This window comes from Thiobacillus sp. (assembly GCF_030696885.1).
Taxonomy (GTDB): domain Bacteria; phylum Pseudomonadota; class Gammaproteobacteria; order Burkholderiales; family Thiobacillaceae; genus Thiobacillus.
In genome coordinates this window covers 230,262-249,151 of record NZ_JAUYRI010000013.1, presented here as the reverse complement: position 1 = coordinate 249,151, position 18,890 = coordinate 230,262, and the positions used below count along the sequence as shown (strand labels likewise).

General features: G+C 62.6%; 24 protein-coding genes. 19 read left to right on the top strand and 5 right to left on the bottom strand.

Features of this window, described 5'->3' with window-relative positions; translation table 11 throughout:
• Window positions 1-230: 230 nt before the first annotated feature.
• Complete coding sequence (locus Q8R61_RS07125; RefSeq protein ID WP_305535669.1) at window positions 231-1,025, bottom strand: dienelactone hydrolase family protein; 795 nt, start codon at window positions 1,023-1,025, stop codon at window positions 231-233.
• Window positions 1,026-1,149: 124 nt separating this feature from the next.
• Between Q8R61_RS07125 and Q8R61_RS07120 the strand changes: the two genes are divergently transcribed.
• Window positions 1,150-1,806, top strand: a complete 657-nt coding sequence (locus Q8R61_RS07120) for a TonB family protein (protein ID WP_305535667.1) — start codon at window positions 1,150-1,152, stop codon at window positions 1,804-1,806.
• Window positions 1,807-1,813: 7 nt separating this feature from the next.
• Here Q8R61_RS07120 and cueR read toward each other — a convergent pair whose 3' ends face one another.
• From cueR to Q8R61_RS07105, 3 genes are all read right to left on the bottom strand, one after another.
• Window positions 1,814-2,215, bottom strand: a complete 402-nt coding sequence (cueR, locus tag Q8R61_RS07115; RefSeq protein ID WP_305535665.1) for a Cu(I)-responsive transcriptional regulator — start codon at window positions 2,213-2,215, stop codon at window positions 1,814-1,816.
• A complete protein-coding gene (locus Q8R61_RS07110; RefSeq protein WP_305535663.1) occupies window positions 2,202-4,598 on the bottom strand; it encodes a heavy metal translocating P-type ATPase in 2,397 nt (798 codons plus the stop codon). The genes cueR and Q8R61_RS07110 overlap by 14 nt, the downstream gene beginning before the upstream one ends.
• Window positions 4,599-4,674: 76 nt before the next feature.
• Window positions 4,675-5,376: a Crp/Fnr family transcriptional regulator gene (locus Q8R61_RS07105; protein ID WP_305535661.1), complete on the bottom strand. Its 702-nt coding sequence runs from the start codon at window positions 5,374-5,376 to the stop codon at window positions 4,675-4,677.
• A gap of 163 nt (window positions 5,377-5,539) precedes the next feature.
• Here Q8R61_RS07105 and Q8R61_RS07100 point away from each other — a divergent pair, with 163 nt between their 5' ends.
• From Q8R61_RS07100 to Q8R61_RS07015, 18 genes are all read left to right on the top strand, one after another.
• Window positions 5,540-5,935 (top strand): BLUF domain-containing protein, encoded by a 396-nt coding sequence (locus tag Q8R61_RS07100; RefSeq protein ID WP_305535659.1) that lies wholly within the window; start codon window positions 5,540-5,542, stop codon window positions 5,933-5,935.
• A 144-nt stretch (window positions 5,936-6,079) separates the two neighbouring features.
• A complete protein-coding gene (locus Q8R61_RS07095) occupies window positions 6,080-6,457 on the top strand; it encodes a hypothetical protein (protein WP_305535657.1) in 378 nt (125 codons plus the stop codon).
• A gap of 49 nt (window positions 6,458-6,506) precedes the next feature.
• Window positions 6,507-6,866 carry a PRC-barrel domain-containing protein gene (locus Q8R61_RS07090; protein WP_305535655.1) on the top strand — a complete coding sequence of 120 codons (360 nt, stop codon included), beginning with the start codon at window positions 6,507-6,509 and terminating at the stop codon, window positions 6,864-6,866.
• Between the two features lie 49 nt (window positions 6,867-6,915).
• Entirely contained in the window at window positions 6,916-7,275 is a 360-nt protein-coding gene (locus tag Q8R61_RS07085) for a hypothetical protein (protein WP_305535653.1), read from the top strand.
• A 25-nt stretch (window positions 7,276-7,300) separates the two neighbouring features.
• The gene (locus Q8R61_RS07080) at window positions 7,301-7,528 is read left to right on the top strand and encodes a hypothetical protein (RefSeq protein WP_305535651.1); all 228 of its coding nucleotides are present in this window, start codon (window positions 7,301-7,303) and stop codon (window positions 7,526-7,528) included.
• 45 nt (window positions 7,529-7,573) lie between these two features.
• Window positions 7,574-8,449, top strand: coding sequence for an OBAP family protein (locus Q8R61_RS07075; RefSeq protein WP_305535649.1), 876 nt, complete (start codon window positions 7,574-7,576; stop codon window positions 8,447-8,449).
• 14 nt (window positions 8,450-8,463) lie between these two features.
• On the top strand, window positions 8,464-8,790 hold the full coding sequence (locus Q8R61_RS07070) for a plasmid stabilization protein (protein WP_305535647.1): 327 nt from the start codon (window positions 8,464-8,466) through the stop codon (window positions 8,788-8,790).
• Window positions 8,791-8,830: 40 nt separating this feature from the next.
• A complete protein-coding gene (locus Q8R61_RS07065; RefSeq protein WP_305535645.1) occupies window positions 8,831-10,009 on the top strand; it encodes a Gfo/Idh/MocA family protein in 1,179 nt (392 codons plus the stop codon).
• Between the two features lie 222 nt (window positions 10,010-10,231).
• The gene (locus Q8R61_RS07060; RefSeq protein ID WP_305535643.1) at window positions 10,232-10,627 is read left to right on the top strand and encodes a hypothetical protein; all 396 of its coding nucleotides are present in this window, start codon (window positions 10,232-10,234) and stop codon (window positions 10,625-10,627) included.
• Window positions 10,628-10,732: 105 nt separating this feature from the next.
• Complete coding sequence (locus Q8R61_RS07055) at window positions 10,733-12,826, top strand: catalase (RefSeq protein ID WP_305535641.1); 2,094 nt, start codon at window positions 10,733-10,735, stop codon at window positions 12,824-12,826.
• 58 nt (window positions 12,827-12,884) lie between these two features.
• On the top strand, window positions 12,885-13,580 hold the full coding sequence (locus Q8R61_RS07050; RefSeq protein WP_305535639.1) for a superoxide dismutase: 696 nt from the start codon (window positions 12,885-12,887) through the stop codon (window positions 13,578-13,580).
• 40 nt (window positions 13,581-13,620) lie between these two features.
• On the top strand, window positions 13,621-14,007 hold the full coding sequence (locus Q8R61_RS07045; RefSeq protein WP_305535637.1) for a hypothetical protein: 387 nt from the start codon (window positions 13,621-13,623) through the stop codon (window positions 14,005-14,007).
• A gap of 231 nt (window positions 14,008-14,238) precedes the next feature.
• Window positions 14,239-15,432, top strand: coding sequence for an AI-2E family transporter (locus tag Q8R61_RS07040; protein ID WP_305535635.1), 1,194 nt, complete (start codon window positions 14,239-14,241; stop codon window positions 15,430-15,432).
• Window positions 15,433-15,714: 282 nt separating this feature from the next.
• Complete coding sequence (locus Q8R61_RS07035; protein ID WP_305535633.1) at window positions 15,715-16,425, top strand: PEP-CTERM sorting domain-containing protein; 711 nt, start codon at window positions 15,715-15,717, stop codon at window positions 16,423-16,425.
• A 21-nt stretch (window positions 16,426-16,446) separates the two neighbouring features.
• The gene (locus Q8R61_RS07030) at window positions 16,447-16,761 is read left to right on the top strand and encodes a BON domain-containing protein (RefSeq protein ID WP_305535631.1); all 315 of its coding nucleotides are present in this window, start codon (window positions 16,447-16,449) and stop codon (window positions 16,759-16,761) included.
• A gap of 66 nt (window positions 16,762-16,827) precedes the next feature.
• A complete protein-coding gene (locus tag Q8R61_RS07025; RefSeq protein WP_305535629.1) occupies window positions 16,828-17,043 on the top strand; it encodes a CsbD family protein in 216 nt (71 codons plus the stop codon).
• A 124-nt stretch (window positions 17,044-17,167) separates the two neighbouring features.
• On the top strand, window positions 17,168-17,719 hold the full coding sequence (locus Q8R61_RS07020; protein WP_305535627.1) for a hypothetical protein: 552 nt from the start codon (window positions 17,168-17,170) through the stop codon (window positions 17,717-17,719).
• 20 nt (window positions 17,720-17,739) lie between these two features.
• Window positions 17,740-18,234 carry a DUF421 domain-containing protein gene (locus tag Q8R61_RS07015; protein WP_305535625.1) on the top strand — a complete coding sequence of 165 codons (495 nt, stop codon included), beginning with the start codon at window positions 17,740-17,742 and terminating at the stop codon, window positions 18,232-18,234.
• Window positions 18,235-18,279: 45 nt separating this feature from the next.
• Here Q8R61_RS07015 and Q8R61_RS07010 read toward each other — a convergent pair whose 3' ends face one another.
• On the bottom strand, window positions 18,280-18,762 hold the full coding sequence (locus Q8R61_RS07010) for a hemerythrin domain-containing protein (protein ID WP_305535623.1): 483 nt from the start codon (window positions 18,760-18,762) through the stop codon (window positions 18,280-18,282).
• Window positions 18,763-18,890: the final 128 nt, after the last annotated feature.

The window sequence follows — 18,890 nt, the reverse complement described above, 5'->3', positions numbered from 1 at the left end:
GGCAAAGGTGTTTGAGCCCCGCCCACAAAAATCCAATTAATAACATCGAAGGCGGGGCGAGTTCTTTGCCGCCCACCCGACGCGCTTGATCTTCGGGAATTCAGGGCTGTCGGGGTCGCTTTTTTTTTCTTTGGTTACTTTCTTTTGGCGAGACAAAAGAAAGTGACTAGCTGCCGGGCTACCCCCGGCCAACGGACCTCACCTACCGCAACACTCTAAAAACTCAGCCGTCACTTGCACTTCATCTCAGGCGTTAGTTTCATCCACTCCACCAGCCAGGCCTTCGCCCGTTCACGCGCATGCCGCGCGGCGATCTTTTCTTCCGGCCACTGATCGGGACGAAAGTCGAAGGCGCGTCGTGCGATCGGGTAGACCTGGTACTCCGCCGGCACGCCGCGCTCCAGCAGGGCGTAGAACGCCCGTCCGCCGTTGGTGCGGCGCAGTTCATAGTCCTGCTCGCCGATCAGGAACAGGATGGGGGTGGTGATGCGGGCGATTTCGGGGGCGACGCTGAACAGCTGCTCGGGCTCGGGTGCGTTGGGGTTCTGCATGTGGCCGTAGTAGCTGACGATGGCGGCGATGTCGCCGCCGCGCTTGTCGGCGAGCCGGATCGCGTAATACGGCCCGCGTGACAGGCCGACGATGCCGACCTTGCCCTTGCAGACGTTGGGCAGCGATTTCAGGTAATCCAGTCCGGCTTCCACATCGAGCTCGGTGTCGGGATTGTGCGCCGACGGCCAGCGCTCGATGAAACGGCCGCTCTGCCAGTCGGGCGCGACGACGAGAAAACCCTGTTCGGCGAGTTCGCGCACGTGGGCCTGTTCATCGCCTTCGTAGCCGCGCTTGGCATGGATGAACAGCACGGGTGGGAAGGGGCCTTTGCCTGCCGGGGTGGCGATTTCGACCGGCACCGGGGAACCGTCGGCGGCCTTGATCTGGGTGCGGCTGAGTTCAACCGCCTGGGCAATGGTGGGCGCAAGCAACGCCGATGCTAAGATTGCGCCCGCAATGGCGAGTCGTTTCATGGTGCGTTTCCTGGAATTTGGGCGACCTCCATTTTAGGCCCAGGCGCCTCTTTTCCTGACGGTCATTAAATACCCATCCGCTGCGCGAGGCGGACGGCTTGCAAGCTTGAGGGACCCCCGACGCGTGAACGCGCCCTTCGACGAACCGACGATTCCCAGCGGACTCAGGCGTCCGCTGGCGGCCATCTGGATTTCGTTCGGCCTGCATGCCGCGTTGATTGCGCTGGTGCAGGTGGCGTCGCCGGGAACGCAGGGTGGCGGGGGAACGGTCATCGAGGCGCGGCTGGAGCAAGTGGAGGCCGCACCGCCTGTTGCGGCCACATCGACGCTGGCGCCGGCCGAAGCCGACACGGCGCTGCCGGCCACCGAGGTCGTGCCACCTGCCGCGCCGCCTGTCGTCACTGAAACGGAGGCCCCTGGGCCGGCAGGGACGCCCGCGGCATCGCCCGCTGCGATCAGCAGCCCGGTCGACCTCACCTACTACAGCACGCGCGAAGTCGATGTGCCGCCGCGCGCCCTGCATGACATCGTGCCGGACTATCCGGAAGCGGCCGAGCGTGAGGCCCTGTCCGGCAAGGTGCGCCTGCACCTGAAGCTGGACGTGGACGGGCGCGTCAGCGACGTCGAGGTGATCGGCGCCGATCCGCCCGGCCTGTTCGAGGAATCGGCGCGCGCGGCGTTTGCCGCGGCGCGTTTTTCACCGGCCTATCGGGGTGGCAAACCGGTGCGCGTGCAGATGATGATCGAGGTGGAGTATGGCCTGGAAAACCAGCCCGAGTAGCGCGGCTTCAGGACGCTGACGGTGGCTCGGCCAGCCCCTGCAGGATCGGGCAGTCGGGGCGGTGGTCGCCATGGCAGGCCTGCGCCAGCGTCATCAGTGTGGCGCGCATGTCCGTCAGCGCGGCAATGCGCGCGTCGAGGTCGGCGATGTGCGCGGCGGCCAGCCGCTTGACGTCGGCGCTGGCGCGCGCGGGATCGTCCCACAGCGACAACAGGTGCCGGATCTGCCCCAGCGAAAAACCCAGATCGCGCGCGCGGCGGATGAAGCGCAGCAGATGCGCGTCTCGCGCCTGATACTGCCGGTAGCCCGCCTGCGTGCGGCTGCTTGCGCGAATCAGGCCGATGCTTTCGTAATGCCGGATCATCTTGGCCGACACGCCGCTGGTGCGGGCGACTTCACCGATGTTCATGCTCATCTCCTGCCGGCCGCCAGCGTTTCAGCAGCAGCGCGTTGGTCACCACGCTGACGCTGGAGAAGGCCATCGCCGCGCCGGCGATCACCGGGTTAAGGAATCCTAGGGCCGCGAGCGGAATCCCCACCACGTTGTAGATGAAGGCCCAGAACAGGTTCTGCCGGATCTTGGCGTAGGTGCGTTTGGAAATGTCGATCGCGTCGGCCACCAGTGCCGGGTCGCCGCGCATCAGCGTGATGCCGGCGGTGTGCATCGCGACGTCGCTGCCGCTGCTCATCGCGATGCCGACGTCGGCAGCGGCCAGCGCCGGCGCATCGTTGATGCCGTCGCCGACCATTGCCACCGTGCGACCCTCGGCCTTGAGCGCGCCGACGTGCGTGGCCTTGTCGGCCGGCAGCACTTCGGCGAACACGCGCTCGATGCCGAGCGTGGCGGCCGCGGCGCCAGCCGCGCCGCGGTTGTCGCCCGACAGCATCACCGGGGTGATGCCGAGCGCTTTCAGTCCGGCCACCGCGCGCGCGGCGCTCGGCTTGATCGCATCGCCAAAGGCCAGCAGGCCGAGCACGTGGCGATCCGCCGCGCGCGCCAGCCACGACACGCTGCGGCCGGCGGCTTCCTGTTCGCTTGCTGCAGCGTCGAGCAAGGCGGTGTCGACACCGTTTTCCTGCATCAGGCGGCGGTTGCCGAGCCACCAGGTCTGATCGGCGGCCTCGCCGGAAATCCCGCGTCCAGGCAGCGCCTGCTGCGCATGCGCGGCCTGCGGTGCGATCCCGCCCGCGGCCGCTTCGGCGAGCACGGCGCGCGCCAGCGGGTGCTCGCTGCCGGCCTGCAGGCCGGCGGCAAGCGCCAGCAGTTCGGTACGGTCGTGGCCATCCGCGGCCACGCAGGCGGCCACGTGCGGCGTGCCGTCGGTGAGCGTGCCGGTCTTGTCGAACACCACGGTCTGGATCCGGTGCGCGAGTTCCAGTGCTTCAGCGTCCTTGATCAAAATGCCGTGGCGCGCGGCGACGCCGGTGCCGGCCATGATCGCGGTGGGGGTGGCGAGCCCCAGCGCGCACGGGCAGGCGATCACCAGCACCGCGACCGCGTTGAGGATGGCGATTTCGATGTTGCCGCCGACGGCCCACCAGCCGATGAAGGTGACGAGCGCGATGACCATCACCACCGGCACGAACACCGCGCTCACCTTGTCGACCAGACGCTGGATCGGTGCCTTGGCGGCCTGCGCGTTTTCCACCAGCCGGATGATGCGTGCCAGCGTGGTCTCGGTACCGATCGCGGTGGTGCGTGCCAGCAGCAGCCCGTGTGCGTTGATCGCGCCGCCGGTCACCGTGTCGCCCGGCTGCTTGTCGACCGGCAGCGATTCACCGGTGAGCATGGACTCGTCGATCTGGCTTGTGCCTTCGATGATTTCACCGTCCACCGGCACCCGTTCGCCGGGGCGGATCACCACCACGTCGCCGACGCGGATCGCTTCGATCGGTAGGTCGCGGTCGATACCGTCGTGGCGCACCCGCGCGGTCGCCGGGCGCAGCGCCTGCAGCGCGCGGATCGCCGCCGTGGTCTGGCGCTTGGCGCGCGTCTCCAGCCATTTGCCGAGCAGCACCAGGCTGATCACCACGGCCGACGCCTCGAAATACAGATGCATGGTGCCGGGATCGGTCAGCAGCAGATACACGCTCAATCCATAGGCCGCGCTGGTGCCCACCGCCACCAGCAGGTCCATGTTGCCGCTGCCGGCGCGCAGCGCCTTCCAGCCGGCGCGGTAGAAGCGCGCGCCGAGCCAGAACTGCACCGGGGTGGCGAGCAGCCATTGCAGCCAGCCCGGCAGCATCCAGTGCGCGCCGAACAGGCTGCCTAACATGGGCAGCACCAGCGGCAGCGACAACACCATCGCCAGCGCCACCGGCCACCAGTCGGGCAGCGTGCGCACCGGCGCGGCCGCGGCTTCGCCGGACGGCGCCGGCAGCTGTGCGCCGTAACCGGCGCGCTCCACCGCGGCAATCAGCGCCGCGGCAGAAATACCGTGCGCCAGCTTCACGCTGGCCTGTTCGGTGGCGAGGTTGACGCTCGCCTCGAACACGCCGGGCACCTTGGCGAGCGCTTTTTCCACCCGCGCCGAGCAGGTGGCGCAGGTCATGCCGCTGATGTCGAGCTTGACGGAGTCGGTCGGCACGCTGAAGCCGGCTTTCTCGATTGCGCGCTGCACCGATTCGAGGTCGGTATCGCCGGACACGGTGGCCGTTTCGGTTGCCAGGTTGACCGTGGCGTCGGTGACGCCGGGCAATTGCTTGAGGACTTTTTCCACCCGCGTCGAGCAGCTGGCGCAGGTCATGCCCTGGATACCGACGGAAAGCGTGGATGAGGACGAGGTGTTCATGGCGTGCTCCTGGTTCATGGAGATTGCACCATAAACCTTCCCATCATGGAAAGGTCAAGGGGTTTCCGTTCGGCCGTCAAATCAGCGGCCGCGGGCGCAGCGGCAGCGCATAGTAGTCGGCCAGGCGCGCCATCGCGGCGGGGTTCACCAGCTTCAGCCGGCCGTCTTTCAGCGTATAGAGCCCGGCCGCGTTCAGGCGCTTCAGGGTCTTGTTGGTATGCACCAGCGACAGGCCGAGCGCATCGGCGATGTGCTGCTGGTTGAGCGGCAGGCGCAGGCCATCCGGCTCGACCATACCGAGGCGCTCGGCGCGCTTGTATAGGTGAATCATCAGCATGGCGATGCGTTCGGTGGCCGAACGCCGGCCCACCGACAGCAGGTTCTCGTCGACGATCAGTTCCTCGTTGGCGGTCAGCCAGGTGATGTCGAACCCCAGGGCGGGGTGAGTGCGGTACAGATCCCACAGGCGGTCGGACGGAAACACGCACAGCGTGGATTCGGTCAGCGTCTCGACGCCGTGTGGATGGCGCGCATCGAGCTGGTGCTGAAGTCCGATGAAGTCGCCCGGGAGCAGAAAATTGAAAATCTGACGCCGCCCGTCGCTGAGCGTTCGATACCGAAATGCCCAGCCGGACAGAAGCGTGAAAAGCTCTTTGCGGTCGTCGCCCTCGCGCAGAATGCTGCTGCCGGCCCCTACGCTGATCTCGCGCTTTTTCATGTGCTCGATGAATTCGATTTCCGAATCGGTGTTGGCTGAAAAAGCGCCGGTGGCGCGCAAGGGGCACTGCTTGCAGGGTATTTTTGGGCTCATGTGGGTCATGTGATCAGGCCAGTTAATAGGATTACAGGGCATCCGGTCGCGGCTATGTCTTACTACATTGCCCTCCTTTTTCCTGCCGACTATCGTAAAAGACCAACAAGTTCCTGAAGATCGTTAAACCATGAAGGAGCGCTACCAGTTATTTTATCTGAGCCGTCTTGCCCCAGGCACGTCGCCCACCTACGTCGCCGAGATTGTTCGCGCTGCGCGCCAGCGCAACGCCGAACACGGGATCAATAGTCTGCTCGTGTTCGATGGCTGGCGGTTCTGCGAATGTATCGAAGGCACGGACACGGCGGTGGGCACCTTGGCTGACTGCATCCGGACGGACGTGCGGCGTACGGATTTCACGGTGTTGCATCAGGGCGAGGCTGTCATCCCGCTACGGCTGGGCGGAAAGAGCCTCGTCTATGCCCTCAGCTACGATGACAGCCTGGATCGTTTCGAACAGGCCCGCGGTGCGCAGGCCATAGCCTTGCTTGCCGGCATGTTGCCGACATTCGACCTGGAGCCGTAGTTCTCCTGCCTGTAAGCCCATTCCGACCGTTTTTCGGTTGATTCCTACACACATCTGCCGCTGACTCCGACTGTATCCAGTCGGCCGGACAACCACAATGTTTCTCACAGGCCCGGTCTTCGACTGGAGCGCCCCCCGCGGGACGTGCCTGCCACGCAAGGCATCCGCCTTGCGGCGTCTTTGATGACAGGAGAAAGTCAGATGAAATCAAGCAACGCTAAATCCACGGTCCAGGGCGAGGGCGATTACGCCTCCGCACGCAAATACAACGAGAAAACACAGGCCTTTGCCAAATCGGGCAAGGTCGAGCAGGCGGCGCAGGAAGCTGCGCCGCGCAATGCGCAGGAGCAGGCCGATATGCGCAAGGCCGAAGCCGAAGGGCGCTCTCATGCTAAAGGCGGCCAAGCCCTGTCCGGCCAAGGCGATGGAAGTTCGCCCGGCCGCCCGAAGCCGGAGAAGAAGGCACCGGGAAAGCACCCGCAAGGACGCAACCCTACCCCGGAAAAACTTCCCGGACGCTAGACAGCGCAAGCAGCACGACATTTTTAACCCTTTGAATCAGGAGCATCTCATGACCACAATTTCCCACCCCATGTTGTCTTCCAGCACGATTGCTGGCGACAAGGTCGTCAACCGTGAGGGCGAGAACCTCGGCGACATCAAGGACTTGATGATCGATGTCGACCAGGGCCGCGTCGCCTATGCGGTGCTGGAATTCGGCGGCTTCCTCGGCCTGGGCAGCAAGCTGTTCGCCGTCCCGCTTTCGGCGATGGAAATCGATCCGGAAAACCATCGCTTCATCTTCGATCAGGACAAGGAAAGCCTGCAGAATGCGCCGGGCTTCGACAAGGACCACTGGCCGAACTTCTCTGACCGCGTCTGGGGTTCCCAGGTGCATTCCCACTACGGCGTTCGCCCGTACTGGGAGTAAGCCGAACGGCTCCGCAAACGGGGCCGTTGCTGATTTTAAGGAGCCGATCATGCACTTCATGCGCATCCCCTTGGTGGCTGCCGCGCTGACTGCCGTCACGCTCACGTCCGTGAACGCGATGGACCCGTGGGTGACCGAGCGCGCGCAGTCGGGCAATGCAGCGCAAGGCGAGCGGCAGGCGTCGGGCGGGTTCAGCACAACCGCCCTGTCGCGCGCCCCCGGTGTACTGAACGCGCTGGCGGACGATAACAACACGCTGGTCTATGTGCGGGTCAGCCAGGCACGCTACGCGGCGTATTACAACGACGCCAGGTCGCGCTGCGCGATGTACCGCGGCAAAGCCGGGGATACCTGCGTTGATGAAGCCCGGATGAAATACGGCCAGCCGCTGGCAAACCCGCCGCTGTAACGCGGCGGACATAAAGGAGCAACACATGGCTAACACCTCCAACTGGGGCCTGTGCATCAAATGTAAATGGTGGCAGATCGAACCCGACGCGGCCCTGGCCAGCAGCACGCATGGCCTGTGTATCGAGCAAAGTATGCAGCCCTATCTGCTACGCGTTTCCGGTGGCAGCGGCTGCGGCCTGTTTCTCGAGGGCGAGCCGGCACACGCCAAGGGCTCGGGCGACAGCCCGCCGACGGCTGCGCCGACCCGCTGAGCCGGTTGAGCAACGCATCTGGCGCGTGTTCATCGATGAATCCCGATGAGTTTTCAGCCCAAAGCAAGTACTGCTTTGCGGTTTTCGTTGACCGGGCAGATTGATGAAAGCAGACAACAGGAGGACTTCATGCGAAACAGAATAATGACCTTGGCCGCGCTGGCCCTGCCGCTTCATGTGCTTGCGGCAGACGTGGCGCCGCTGACACGTCCGCCCGGCGACAAGACGTCGCCCAAGACCTCCGTGCTCAAGGCGGGGGCCGCCGTTCTGCAAACCGATAATCCGCTTGAGCCGATGAATGTGTACCTGAATGGCTTGCATGCCATGAAGCACGATCCGGCGCATCAGATGGTCGCCCACCATTTCTGCACGCAGGTGAACGAAGACTTCGCGCAGTGCGTGCTGTTCGATGGCAATACGCGTGATGCCAACCTCAATGGCATCGAGTACATCATTTCGGAGAAGCTGTTCAATCAGCTCCCGCCCGCGGAAAAGCAGTACTGGCATCCGCACAACTACGAAATCCTGTCCGGTCAGCTGGTCGCTCCCGGGTTGCCCGACGTGGCCGAGAAAGCGCTGATGAGAGGCAAGATCAACAGTTACGGAAAGACCTGGCATGTGTGGAAAACGGCCATGCCCCATATGAAAGGCGACCCACTGCCGTACGGCGATCCGGAGCTGGCCTGGTCCTTTAATCGGGACGGCGAGGCCATGCCGGGTCTGGTCGAGGGGCGCGATCGGGCTATCGGAATCGACAGTGCGGAGACACGCCGCAAGCGGGCCGACCTGGCGCCACTGGCCAAGCCGCAAAGCGGCGTCGACGTGCTGCACGGAAAATTTCCGCGCCCGACGCGGCCGATTCCGGGCGTGACCGATCTCGGCGGTGGAACACGCAGCCCGAGCGCTTCCGCTCAACCTTGAGGAGGACATCCATCATGCCAAGAGGAGACAAATCGGCCTACACGGACAAGCAGAAACGCCAGGCGCAGCATATCGAGGAAGGCTATATCGACCAGGGCGTACCCGAGGACAAAGCCGAGGCGCGCGCCTGGGCCACTGTCAACAAAATGACGGGGGGCGGCAAGAAAAGCGGCTCAGGCCGCGGCAAGGCGGTCAACCCGGCGCCTGCTCGCAAAGGTGGCAGGGCAGGGGGCGCAGCCTCCGCATCGCGCACCGCAGCCGAGCGCAGTGCCTCGGCCAAGAAGGCCGCACAGACCCGCGCCCGCAATGCGGCAAACCGGAAGGCCAGCATGGCTACCTGAACGGCAACGCTTGCTGGGCCGACCAAACCTGGAGGCTTGAATGGGTTCACAGAAAAAACCGGCCGCGCGCGGCCCATCCGGGGCCGCCCGGTCCACTCGGCCGGCCGGGCGTGGAAGAAAAATTCGCTACGCCGTCATCGGCCAGGGCTATATCGCCCAGGGCGCCGTGTTGCCGGCATTTGCCCACGCCAAGAAGAACACTGAACTCGCTGCCCTGATTTCGGACGATCCGGTCAAGCTGAAAAAGCTGTCGAAAGAGTATGGCGTAGCGCGGGTCGCGACCTACGACGATTACGACACCTTGATGGCGAGCGGTGAAATCGACGCGGTCTACATTGCGCTGCCCAACCACCTGCATCTCGACTATACCGTGCGCGCCGCCCGCGCCGGGGTCCATGTGCTGTGTGAAAAACCGATGGCCGTCACCGAGGCGGAGTGCCGGAAGATGCAGCGCGAATGCAAGAAGCATGGTGTGAAATTGATGATCGCCTACCGGCTGCATCTGGAGAAAGCCAACCTGGCCGCAGTGGAGCTCGTGAAGTCGGGCAAATTGGGCGAGCCGCGACTATTCAATTCGACATTCACGATGCAGGTGAACGACCCCGACAACATTCGCCTGATCGAGGAAACGGGCGGGGGCACGCTCTACGATATCGGGGTCTATTGCATCAACGCGGCGCGTTATCTGTTCCGCGACGAGCCGACTGAAGTGTTCGCCGTCACCGCCCGCAATGGCGAGAAGCGGTTTGCCGAGGTCGAGGAAATGAGCAGCGCCATCATGCGCTTTCCCGGCGACCGGCTTGCAAGCTTTACCTGCAGCTTTGGCACCGCCAAGGCCTCCGCCTATGAGATCGTCGGCACCCAAGGCGCATTGCGCGTCGCGCCGGCCTACAGCTATTCCGAGGCGTTGAAACACACCATTACGGTCGACGGCAAGTCGCGTGAGCGCCGGTTTTCACGCGGCGACCAGTTCGCGCCGCAGCTTGTGTATTTTGCTGACTGTATTTTGCATGACAGGACACCGGAGCCCTCGGGTGACGAAGGCCTGATCGACGTGCGCATCATCAATGCGCTTTATCGTTCGGCCGAGACGCGGCGGGTCGTCAAGCTCTCCCGCATGCAAAAGCGTGAGCGGCCGACCAAGAAGCAGCAACTGAGCCGCCCCGCCGTGGACAAGCCCAAACTGGTCCGTGCAACCCCGCCTTCCGGGAAACCCTGAGCGGACTTAATCGGCGTGCACCCGGCCGCTGCTCGAGGGTAGGGTGGCGCGATCAAAGCCTTGCCGAACTGCACGTCAGTATCGGCCTACAGGATCACTCCCACGCGCCTACATGTTTCTCAGTGGCGGCGGATACCGCCCTCAAAGACGGCTCGCTACATTGCACACATGCTGAATTTTTCAGCGTAGGCAGTGACCCGACATCAACCAAGGAGTGACCAAATGAAATTTCGTACCAGCCTGTTTTTAGCTGCATTGACCTTGGCAGCCATGAGCCCGATCCACGCGGCCGACGTCAAGGACACGATGAAAGATCGCGCCGATTCCAAATATGACGCCACCAAGGATGTGGCCAAGCAAAACTACGAAATGGCCAAAGAGAACTGCAAGAACATGTCCGGCAACGCCAAGGACGTCTGCATGAAGGAAGCGGAGTCGGAATACGTGAAGGCCAAGTCACAAGCCAAGGTTGAAAAGAAATCCGCCAGGACCCAGGCCGAGGCTACCGACGATCAGATGAAGGCCGAGTACAAGGCCGCGAAAGAAAAGTGTGATGCCCTTTCCGGCAACGCCAAGGATGCGTGCATCTCCGAGGCGAAGCTGAAGTATCGCCAGTAATCCGAAGGTCGCATCACCCCGGCGGCCGGATAGCCGCCGGGCACCAGCCGTTTCAGCACCCGTTGCCAATCATGCCGCCGGGTGCTGCATGAAGGAGAAACACCCATGGCCAAGCAGAAGAACAAATCGGCGCGCCCGGCGGACGGTGCATTCCATGCCGGCACCGCTGGCGAACTGCACCAGACCACCGATGCGCGTGACAGCACGCTGACGACCAACCAGGGCATCGCGATTTCGGACAACCAGAATTCGCTGCGAAGCGGCACGCGCGGCCCGACCCTGCTGGAAGATTTTGTCCTGCGGGAAAAGATCACCCATTTCGACCATGAGCGCATCCCCGAGCGCATCGTGCATGCGCGCGGGTCGGGCGCGCATGGCTATTTCGAGGCGTACGGAGACCTGAGCGACCTCACCCGCGCGGCCTTCCTGTGCGATCCTGGCATCCAGACGCCGGTGTTCGCCCGCTTCTCCACCGTGGCGGGCGGCGCCGGCTCGGTCGACCTGCCGCGCGACGTGCGCGGCTTTGCGGTCAAGTTCTATACCCAGCAAGGCACGTTCGACCTGGTTGGCAACAACATTCCGGTGTTCTTCATCCAGGACGCGATCAAGTTTCCGGATCTGGTGCATGCGGTAAAAATGGAGCCCGACCGCGGCTATCCGCAGGCAGCGAGCGCGCACGATACCTTCTGGGATTTCGTGTCGCTAATGCCCGAGAGCCTGCACATGATCCTGTGGCTCATGTCCGATCGTGCCATTCCGCGCTCGCTGCGGATGATCGAAGGCTTCGGCGTGCACACTTTCCGCTTCATCAATGCGGAGGGGACGTCGACGTTCGTGAAATTCCACTGGCGTCCCAGGATTGGCAGCGCGTCGGTGCTATGGGACGAGGCGGTCAAGATCAGCGGCGCCGACCCGGATTTTCACCGGCGTGACCTGTTCGAGGCCATCGAACGGGGCGACTTCCCGGAATGGGAGTTGTCGGTGCAGGCTTTCGACCAGGCGACCGCCGACAGCTTTCCGTTCGACGTGCTGGATGCGACCAAGCTGATTCCGGAAGAAATGGTGCCCTTGAAGCCGATCGGCCGGATGGTGCTGAACCGCAATCCGGACAATTTCTTTGCCGAAACCGAGCAGGTGGCGTTCCACCCCGGCCATGTGGTGCCCGGCATCGATTTCAGCGACGACCCCCTCTTGCAGGGGCGGCTGTTTTCGTACACCGACACGCAGCTGTCGCGTCTGGGCGGGCCCAATTTCCATCAGATTCCGGTCAACCGGCCGCGCTGCCCGATGCACAACTTCCAGCGCGATGCGCTGATGCAGATGGAGGTGCCGAAGGGCCGCGTCAATTACGAGCCCAATTCGCTCGCGCCCGACTCGCCGCGCGAAAACCCGGATGCCGGCTTTGTCACCTATCCCGACACTGACAGCGGGGACAAAGTGCGGGTCCGCTCGGAAACCTTCATGGACCACTACAGCCAGGCGCGACTGTTCTTCCGTTCGATGACGGCGCCGGAACAGGACCATATCGTCAACGCCTTCGCCTTCGAACTCGGCAAGGTGGAAACACCGGACGTGCGCTGCCGGGTGCTGGGCCACGTGAAGAATGTGGACGCTGAACTGTGCGACCGGGTTGAACAGGCGCTGGGCATGCCCGGGCAGGCCTACACCATTCCGCCCGCCAGGGAGCCGATCGACATGGCACCTTCGCCGGCACTCAGCCTGCTGGCCAAGGCCCAGCCGACGCTGGTTGGACGCAAGATCGGCGTGCTGGTCAGCGATGGCTTCGAGATGGCACTGCTGGAGCAGCTGCAGGCGTCGGCAGAAGCCGAGGGCGCCGTGCTGCAAGTGATCGGACCGACCATCGGCAAGGTGAAATCGAGCGGCAAGGAGACGGTCACGCCCGACCACGCCATCGCAGCGGCGCCGTCGGTGCTGTTCGACACGGTTGCGGTGGCGGTCTGCGGGCCCGATATCGAGGCCCTGAAGGGGCAAGCGGCGGCACTGAATTTTCTCCGTGATGCCTACGCCCACCTGAAGTTCATCGGCTTTACCGCCACCTCGATGCCCTTGCTGGAAGCAGCGGGAATCGCCGTCGACGACGCAGTCATCGAAATGGACAGCCGCGCTGATGCGGCCGCCTATGTCGAGGCCGCCAAAGAGGGCCGATTCTGGCCGCGTGCGAAGGTCATCAAGGCATGAGCACACGACGGCCCGACGGCTGTCGTATTCCACTCACCTGGTTCAAACGGAGTACAGCATGAATCCCGTACGCGCCCAGCGACAGACCGGCTCAATGCCCGAGGATGAATTCGCGGCCGAGCATCAGGGTATCAGCACCGCCATGCTGGAGAGCATGGCCTATCCCTATGACTTGCCGGCGCTGCCGTATTCGATGGGCGCATTGAGCCCCAGCATTTCCGAACGCACGCTGCGCTGCCATCACGGTGCGCATCACAAGACCTATATCGAGGCACTCAACAAGGCGATCGGCGATACGGAATATGAAGCCATGCCGCTGAAGGCCTTGATCCTGGCCACCGCCGGAAAACCAGGGCAATCCGCGATCTTCAACAATGCGGCCCAGGCCTGGAACCACGCGTTCTACTGGGACAGCCTCACTCCCGAGGGGGGTGGCGAGCCGCCGCCCGTGCTCAAGCGGATGATCGAGGCCTCATTCGGCAGCGTCGACGCCTGCAGGAACGCGCTGACCAAGGCCGCTACAACCCAGTTCGGATCGGGCTGGGCTTGGCTGGCGCAGGAGGGAAAGAAGATCGTCGTGCTGAAAACCGACAATGCGGACAATCCGCTGACTCGCGGCATGACCCCGCTGCTGGCCATCGACGTGTGGGAGCACGCGTACTACATCGATTACCAGAATCGGCGCAAGGATCATGTCGACGGCGTGATCAACGATCTGCTCAACTGGAAATTTGCGGCCAGCAACCTCGCCTGAGGCCTGGCCCGTCACATCACGAAACCTGAAGGGAACCATCATGAACAACACTGAACGTGCAATACAGGCAGAAGGCGAAACCCCGATTTATGAAACGGTCAAATATCTGACCAAGGACGAGATCGAGAAAACTGTCCGGAAGAATGCGCAAGCCATGCAGTTCGACCTCAACGACGAGCACATGAGCGTAATCAATTCGCTGATCGAACATTACAAGAACGACTGCAAGACGCGCGATTGCCTGGCCGCTCACGAGCATATGCGGTTCCTCGAGGAAGCCTACGAATTCAAGGGCGGTAGCCGCTACCTGTACATGCTGTTTGATGCGGTTCCGGGTACCCGCGGCGTGCTGCAACCGATCCACGAGCTCGCCGGTCTGCCCCCGCTGCAGTTGGAATCGGACGAAGGCTTCGGTACCACATTCTGAAGTCGGCAGCGCAGGCTGTGGCGGAAAAACGTCGGCTGCGGCCTGCACGGGCGGCCGCGTCTGCCATCAAACCCATACGGGGCGAACAGCGCGTTCCGCTTGGCATTGCCAGAATGAGAATGCTGCGCTGAGCGTGTAGGCTTGATCCCCTGAGGTCATTGCCACCAGCCGGATGATCTGCAGTGGGGTAATCGATAAGCAGCCAATAAGCAGCCATAGCGGGAGCGCAGCATGGAAATCAGGGACGGGCAGGTTTTCCGCAGCGCTAATCATGAAGGCAGCGCCAGCCGTGAGGACGAACCGGTCAATCCCGGCGAGTTGGCCGTGGCGCGGATTCCAACCGATGCGCACAATCTGCCGCTGATCGTGTTGACCGTGCTCGCGGTCATTTTCGTGCTCGACTGGGCGCAGACGGTTTTCATCCCTCTGGTGCTCGGACTGGTCGTGAGCTATGCCCTCTCGCCGCTGGTCAGGCAGCTGCAAAAATGGCATGTCCCGCGCGCCATCGGCGCGGCCCTTTTGCTACTGGGGATTGTGGGCGGCGTGGGTGCGCTGGGCTATTCGCTGCAGGACCAAGCCACCGGCATGATCGAAACCCTGCCCGATGCCGCGCAGAAGCTCCGCGAGGCGGTGCGCAAGGAATGGGGCACGCCCCAGGGCGCGATGGAGAAGGTGCAGAAAGCGGCCGAACAGATCGAGCATGCGGCAAGCGAGACGGCCGCGCCCACAACGGTCGTGCCGCGCGGCGTGACGCGGGTGCAGATCGAGGAGCCCAGACTCAAAATCCGCGACTATCTGTGGGATGGCACGATCGGCGTACTGTCCTTCATGACGCTCGCGGTGATGGTGCTGTTTCTGACCTATTTTTTGATGGTGTCGGGCGACACCTTCCGGCGCAAGCTGGTCAAGCTGTCCGGCCCCACGCTGGGCCGGAAAAAAGACACCGTGCAGATGCTGAACGAAATCAGCGCGCAGGTGCAGCGTTACCTGCTGGTGCAGGTGATGACCAGTGTGTTCGTCGGTATTGCGATCTGGCTGGCCTTCCTGTGGATCGGGCTGGAACACGCCGCTGTGTGGGGCGTGGCGGCCGCCATCCTTAACCTTGTCCCCTATCTGGGGCCGATCCTGATCACCGGCGGTACGGCGCTGGTCGCGTTTCTGCAGTTCGGCAGCATGAGCATGGCGCTTACGGTTGCCGGCATCTCGGTCATCATCAACGGCCTCGAAGGCTTTCTGCTGACCCCCTGGCTGACCGGTCGTGCCAGTCGCATGAATCCGGTGGTGGTGTTCGTGGGCATCCTGTTCTGGGGATGGCTGTGGGGCGCCTGGGGCCTGCTGCTCGGCATGCCGATCATGATGGCGGTCAAAGCGGTCTGCGATCACGTCGACGAATTCAATTCGGTCGGCGAACTGATGGGCGTCTGAATTCCGCAGCGGCCGGGCTTACGAGCCGCTGTGGCCGCTGCACGCATTGCGGTGCGGGGTTATGTCCGCCGCGCGTCGATCTTCCTCAATTCCTACACACAGAAGCGGGTCCTTCTTATACCCGCGCCGCGTGCTGCCGCTTACAGTTTCAACATGGCTGCAGACGCTGCTGTTGCGCCTTTCCCAGTCATACACGCAGGCCGAACTTGAACCGGTTTTGCAGCCATGCCGCTTCGTTTTTCAGCCTCGCATTCCAGAACATGACGAGCAGGAGGAGTACTCATGAAACAATTGAAGACAGTGGCAGCAAGCGCCGTCGTAATTGGCCAGCTGCTTTCCGGGTCTGTGTTCGCCGCCTCGGTGACCCTGAGCGGCGATACGGTCGACTACACCTTTGACGATACGCTGCTCGGACTGTTCGGTCCTGCCAGCCTGTCAGGCGACACGCTTTATTTCACCCCGGTCACCTTTCAGGCCGAGTCGCTGAATGGCGACGGCTATTCGCTGACCAACAGCACCATGAATATCCAGGTCAGTGCGCAAGAGGGCTGGGCTTTATCCAACATGTCGCTTATCGAAAAAGGCGACTACATGCTGCTCGGCGGTGCGAGCACGGCCGATGTCGCGGGCCAGATGCGCGTGCGTGATCTTTCGGCGGTTCTCGATGACATGACGGCCAGCATCCAGACCACCGCTGTCCTCGACCACATCGGCCTGCCCACCACCAATTGGGAAGCAGGCGCAGTGATCGACCTGTCCGCATGGACCGACACACAGGCCGTGAATGTGACCGTGCAAAACCTTTTGCTGGCATCGACCCGTGACGCGTCCTCGCTCGCCTTTCTCGACAAGAAGTTTGTGGGCCTGACCCCGACTGCCATTCCAATTTCCCCGGTTCCCGAGGCACACACCTACGGCTTGATGCTCGCCGGCCTCGGATTGATCGGTTGGAAAATCAAGCGTCGCCGCTTTACGACGCCGCATAGTAGCTAATCAACCCGAAAAGGAATCCAGATGAATACAACTCAATTTTTTGGCGTGAGCCTGCTGACGGCCAGTCTGCTGACCATGGGCGGCTGCACGGTATTTCGTGGTCAATCCACGGTCGGCCAGGCGGTCGACGACTCGGCCATCACGACCCAGGTCAAGGCGCGTTTCGCCGAAAGCCCTGTGGTGAGTGCGCTGGCAATCAACGTGCAGACGGTCCATGGCGTCGTCCAGCTGTCTGGATTTGCCAAGAGCGCCAGCGAGCGGACCACGGCGGAATCGATCGCGCGCCAGGTGCCGAACGTCAAATCCGTCAAGAACGACATCATCATCAAGCCGTAATTTTTCGCACGCCGGACGCCTGTCCGGTGCGCATGTGTGCAGTGTCAATCTGAAAAGGAGAGAAACATGAACTGGGACATCATCGAAGGCAACTGGAAGCAGGCCAAGGGCAAGATCAAGGAACAGTGGGGCAAGCTCACGGACGACGATTTCGACACGATCGGTGGTCGGCGCGATCAGCTCAACGGCAAGATCCAGGAACGCTATGGCCTGTCCAAGGACGAGGCTGAAGAACAGATCGAAAAATGGCAGAAAAATGCCCGTGACGACTGGTTTCATTAAGTTACCGGCCCAGCGCGGCTGAGGCGGACTCGGACAATTCGAGCAGTGTGACCGCCAGCCGCGGCATCGACATGGGTCGGTGCCGCGGCTTTGCAGTGGATGCCGTATTTGGAAAGGACATACCATGAGAATCAAACAACTGATATTCGGCGAACGATCATTGACCAAGATCGCGGGCGTTTTTGCCAGTAAGAGCCTGGCGGAGTCCGTCGCGGACAAGCTCAAGCAGGCTGCGGGCCTGGATGACCCGCAGGTGTATCTGGTCGGGCCGCCTGACGGCGCTGCGAGCAGCAGCCCTGCGTTTTCCCGCAAGCTGGAACCTGAGCAGGCCGGCATCTGGCGCACCCTGATCCGCGCACATGTGGTGTTCGGCATTGCCGGGGTCATTGCCGGCGCGCTGCTTTACCTGGTCTTTCGCGCCATGGGCAACGTCGCGGTCGAGAGCACGCCGGGGATGAGCCTGGTGGCCATGCTGTTTTTTGGCGGCATTGGCGGACTGCTTTTCGGCGGTTTGATGACTGCGCGTCCCGATCACTATCGGGTGATTTCCGCGGTACGCCGGGCCGTGCGGCGTGGACGCTGGGCGCTGGTCATCCACCCGCTCACGCAGCGCCAGATCGACGTGGCGATGCGTGAATTGCGCGCGCGCAGCGTGCGCGTGGTGCGCAGTCTGTAAACGACGCGGGGCATCCAGCCATGGGCAGCGACATTGACTGGAATGCACTCTTCGTGCCGACCCTGCCCCTCGGCGAGGTGGTATTGCGCGGCACTTTGGTTTACCTGTTTCTTTTCTTACTGTTGCGGATTCTCCGGCGCGAGGCTGGGGATATCGGCATTTCCGATCTTCTGGTCGTGGTCCTGATCGCCGATGCCGCAGGGAACGCGATGTCCAGCGAATATCGCTCGTTCACCGAGGGGGCGGTCCTCGTCACCACAATAGTTTTGTGGGATTACTTAGTGGGTTGGCTCAGTTACAGGGTGCCTGCGCTGCGGAGGCTGCTCCGTCCAGCGCCTCTGCTGTTGATCAGGGACGGTCGCTTGCAGAAGCGGAACATGCAGCGGGAAAAAATCCAGGAAGAGGAACTGCTGGCGCAATTGCGTGAGAAAGGCGTCGATGGCGTGGAAGACGTGAAGCAGTGCTTCCTGGAAGGAAACGGCCGCATCAGCGTGATCCAATGGGGCTCGAAGTAGCGCGCGTGAAGGGGTAGAGGCACGGGCCTCTACTCCTCCCGCTCGTCAGGCCGCGGCCTGCTCGAGGCCGCCCATCAGTTCTTCCTTGCGCGACTGGAGCGCGTCGCGCATCTTGACCAGGTCCACCTTGGTTGCACGGGCTTTCGGGAACATCTCGTTGCGCTCCTCCTTGACGTGGTGGTCGATGTATTCGCCCAGCACCGTCACCTTGGCATCAAACATGGGGTCTGCCGCATCCATTTCCTGGATCTGGGCGATCAGATCCTTGGCGCTCATGTGTTCGACTTCCGCTTCGTTCATCATCAGCTCGTCCTTGATGGCCTTGCGGATCGCGGGATAAAAAATCTCCTCCTCGATCTGCGCGTGCACCGTCAGTTCCAGGCAGATTTTTTCAGCCAGCTGGCGCTTCTTTTCACGGGTATTGCCGCGCGACTCGGTCAGTTCCTCGAATTCGTTGAACATCTTCTTGACGGCCTTGTGATCGGCATCAAGCAGGTCGCAGGCGTCTTTCTGTTTTGCTGTGGTCATGGTCATTCCTTTCGAATGGCAGGTTTACGGAGGGTCGACAACCCTAGGCTGGAAGCCAGGGGTCGTCCGGCTATTTGACTGCGTGCGGTGGTCTATCTCAATGGCGTTTGTCTCAACTTGGTGTCAGA

Coding starts and splice junctions, on each gene's coding strand:
- Q8R61_RS07060 (WP_305535643.1), top strand. CDS start 10,232: ATGAAATTTCGTACCAGCCTGTTTTTAGCTGCATTGACCTTGGCAGCC.
- Q8R61_RS07125 (WP_305535669.1), bottom strand. CDS start 1,025: ATGAAACGACTCGCCATTGCGGGCGCAATCTTAGCATCGGCGTTGCTT.
- Q8R61_RS07085 (WP_305535653.1), top strand. CDS start 6,916: ATGCACTTCATGCGCATCCCCTTGGTGGCTGCCGCGCTGACTGCCGTC.
- Q8R61_RS07020 (WP_305535627.1), top strand. CDS start 17,168: ATGAGAATCAAACAACTGATATTCGGCGAACGATCATTGACCAAGATC.
- Q8R61_RS07040 (WP_305535635.1), top strand. CDS start 14,239: ATGGAAATCAGGGACGGGCAGGTTTTCCGCAGCGCTAATCATGAAGGC.
- Q8R61_RS07065 (WP_305535645.1), top strand. CDS start 8,831: ATGGGTTCACAGAAAAAACCGGCCGCGCGCGGCCCATCCGGGGCCGCC.
- Q8R61_RS07070 (WP_305535647.1), top strand. CDS start 8,464: ATGCCAAGAGGAGACAAATCGGCCTACACGGACAAGCAGAAACGCCAG.
- Q8R61_RS07090 (WP_305535655.1), top strand. CDS start 6,507: ATGACCACAATTTCCCACCCCATGTTGTCTTCCAGCACGATTGCTGGC.
- Q8R61_RS07075 (WP_305535649.1), top strand. CDS start 7,574: ATGAGTTTTCAGCCCAAAGCAAGTACTGCTTTGCGGTTTTCGTTGACC.
- Q8R61_RS07015 (WP_305535625.1), top strand. CDS start 17,740: ATGGGCAGCGACATTGACTGGAATGCACTCTTCGTGCCGACCCTGCCC.
- Q8R61_RS07050 (WP_305535639.1), top strand. CDS start 12,885: ATGAATCCCGTACGCGCCCAGCGACAGACCGGCTCAATGCCCGAGGAT.
- Q8R61_RS07035 (WP_305535633.1), top strand. CDS start 15,715: ATGAAACAATTGAAGACAGTGGCAGCAAGCGCCGTCGTAATTGGCCAG.
- Q8R61_RS07110 (WP_305535663.1), bottom strand. CDS start 4,598: ATGAACACCTCGTCCTCATCCACGCTTTCCGTCGGTATCCAGGGCATG.
- Q8R61_RS07055 (WP_305535641.1), top strand. CDS start 10,733: ATGGCCAAGCAGAAGAACAAATCGGCGCGCCCGGCGGACGGTGCATTC.
- Q8R61_RS07080 (WP_305535651.1), top strand. CDS start 7,301: ATGGCTAACACCTCCAACTGGGGCCTGTGCATCAAATGTAAATGGTGG.
- Q8R61_RS07025 (WP_305535629.1), top strand. CDS start 16,828: ATGAACTGGGACATCATCGAAGGCAACTGGAAGCAGGCCAAGGGCAAG.
- Q8R61_RS07045 (WP_305535637.1), top strand. CDS start 13,621: ATGAACAACACTGAACGTGCAATACAGGCAGAAGGCGAAACCCCGATT.
- Q8R61_RS07030 (WP_305535631.1), top strand. CDS start 16,447: ATGAATACAACTCAATTTTTTGGCGTGAGCCTGCTGACGGCCAGTCTG.
- Q8R61_RS07010 (WP_305535623.1), bottom strand. CDS start 18,762: ATGACCACAGCAAAACAGAAAGACGCCTGCGACCTGCTTGATGCCGAT.
- Q8R61_RS07100 (WP_305535659.1), top strand. CDS start 5,540: ATGAAGGAGCGCTACCAGTTATTTTATCTGAGCCGTCTTGCCCCAGGC.
- cueR (WP_305535665.1), bottom strand. CDS start 2,215: ATGAACATCGGTGAAGTCGCCCGCACCAGCGGCGTGTCGGCCAAGATG.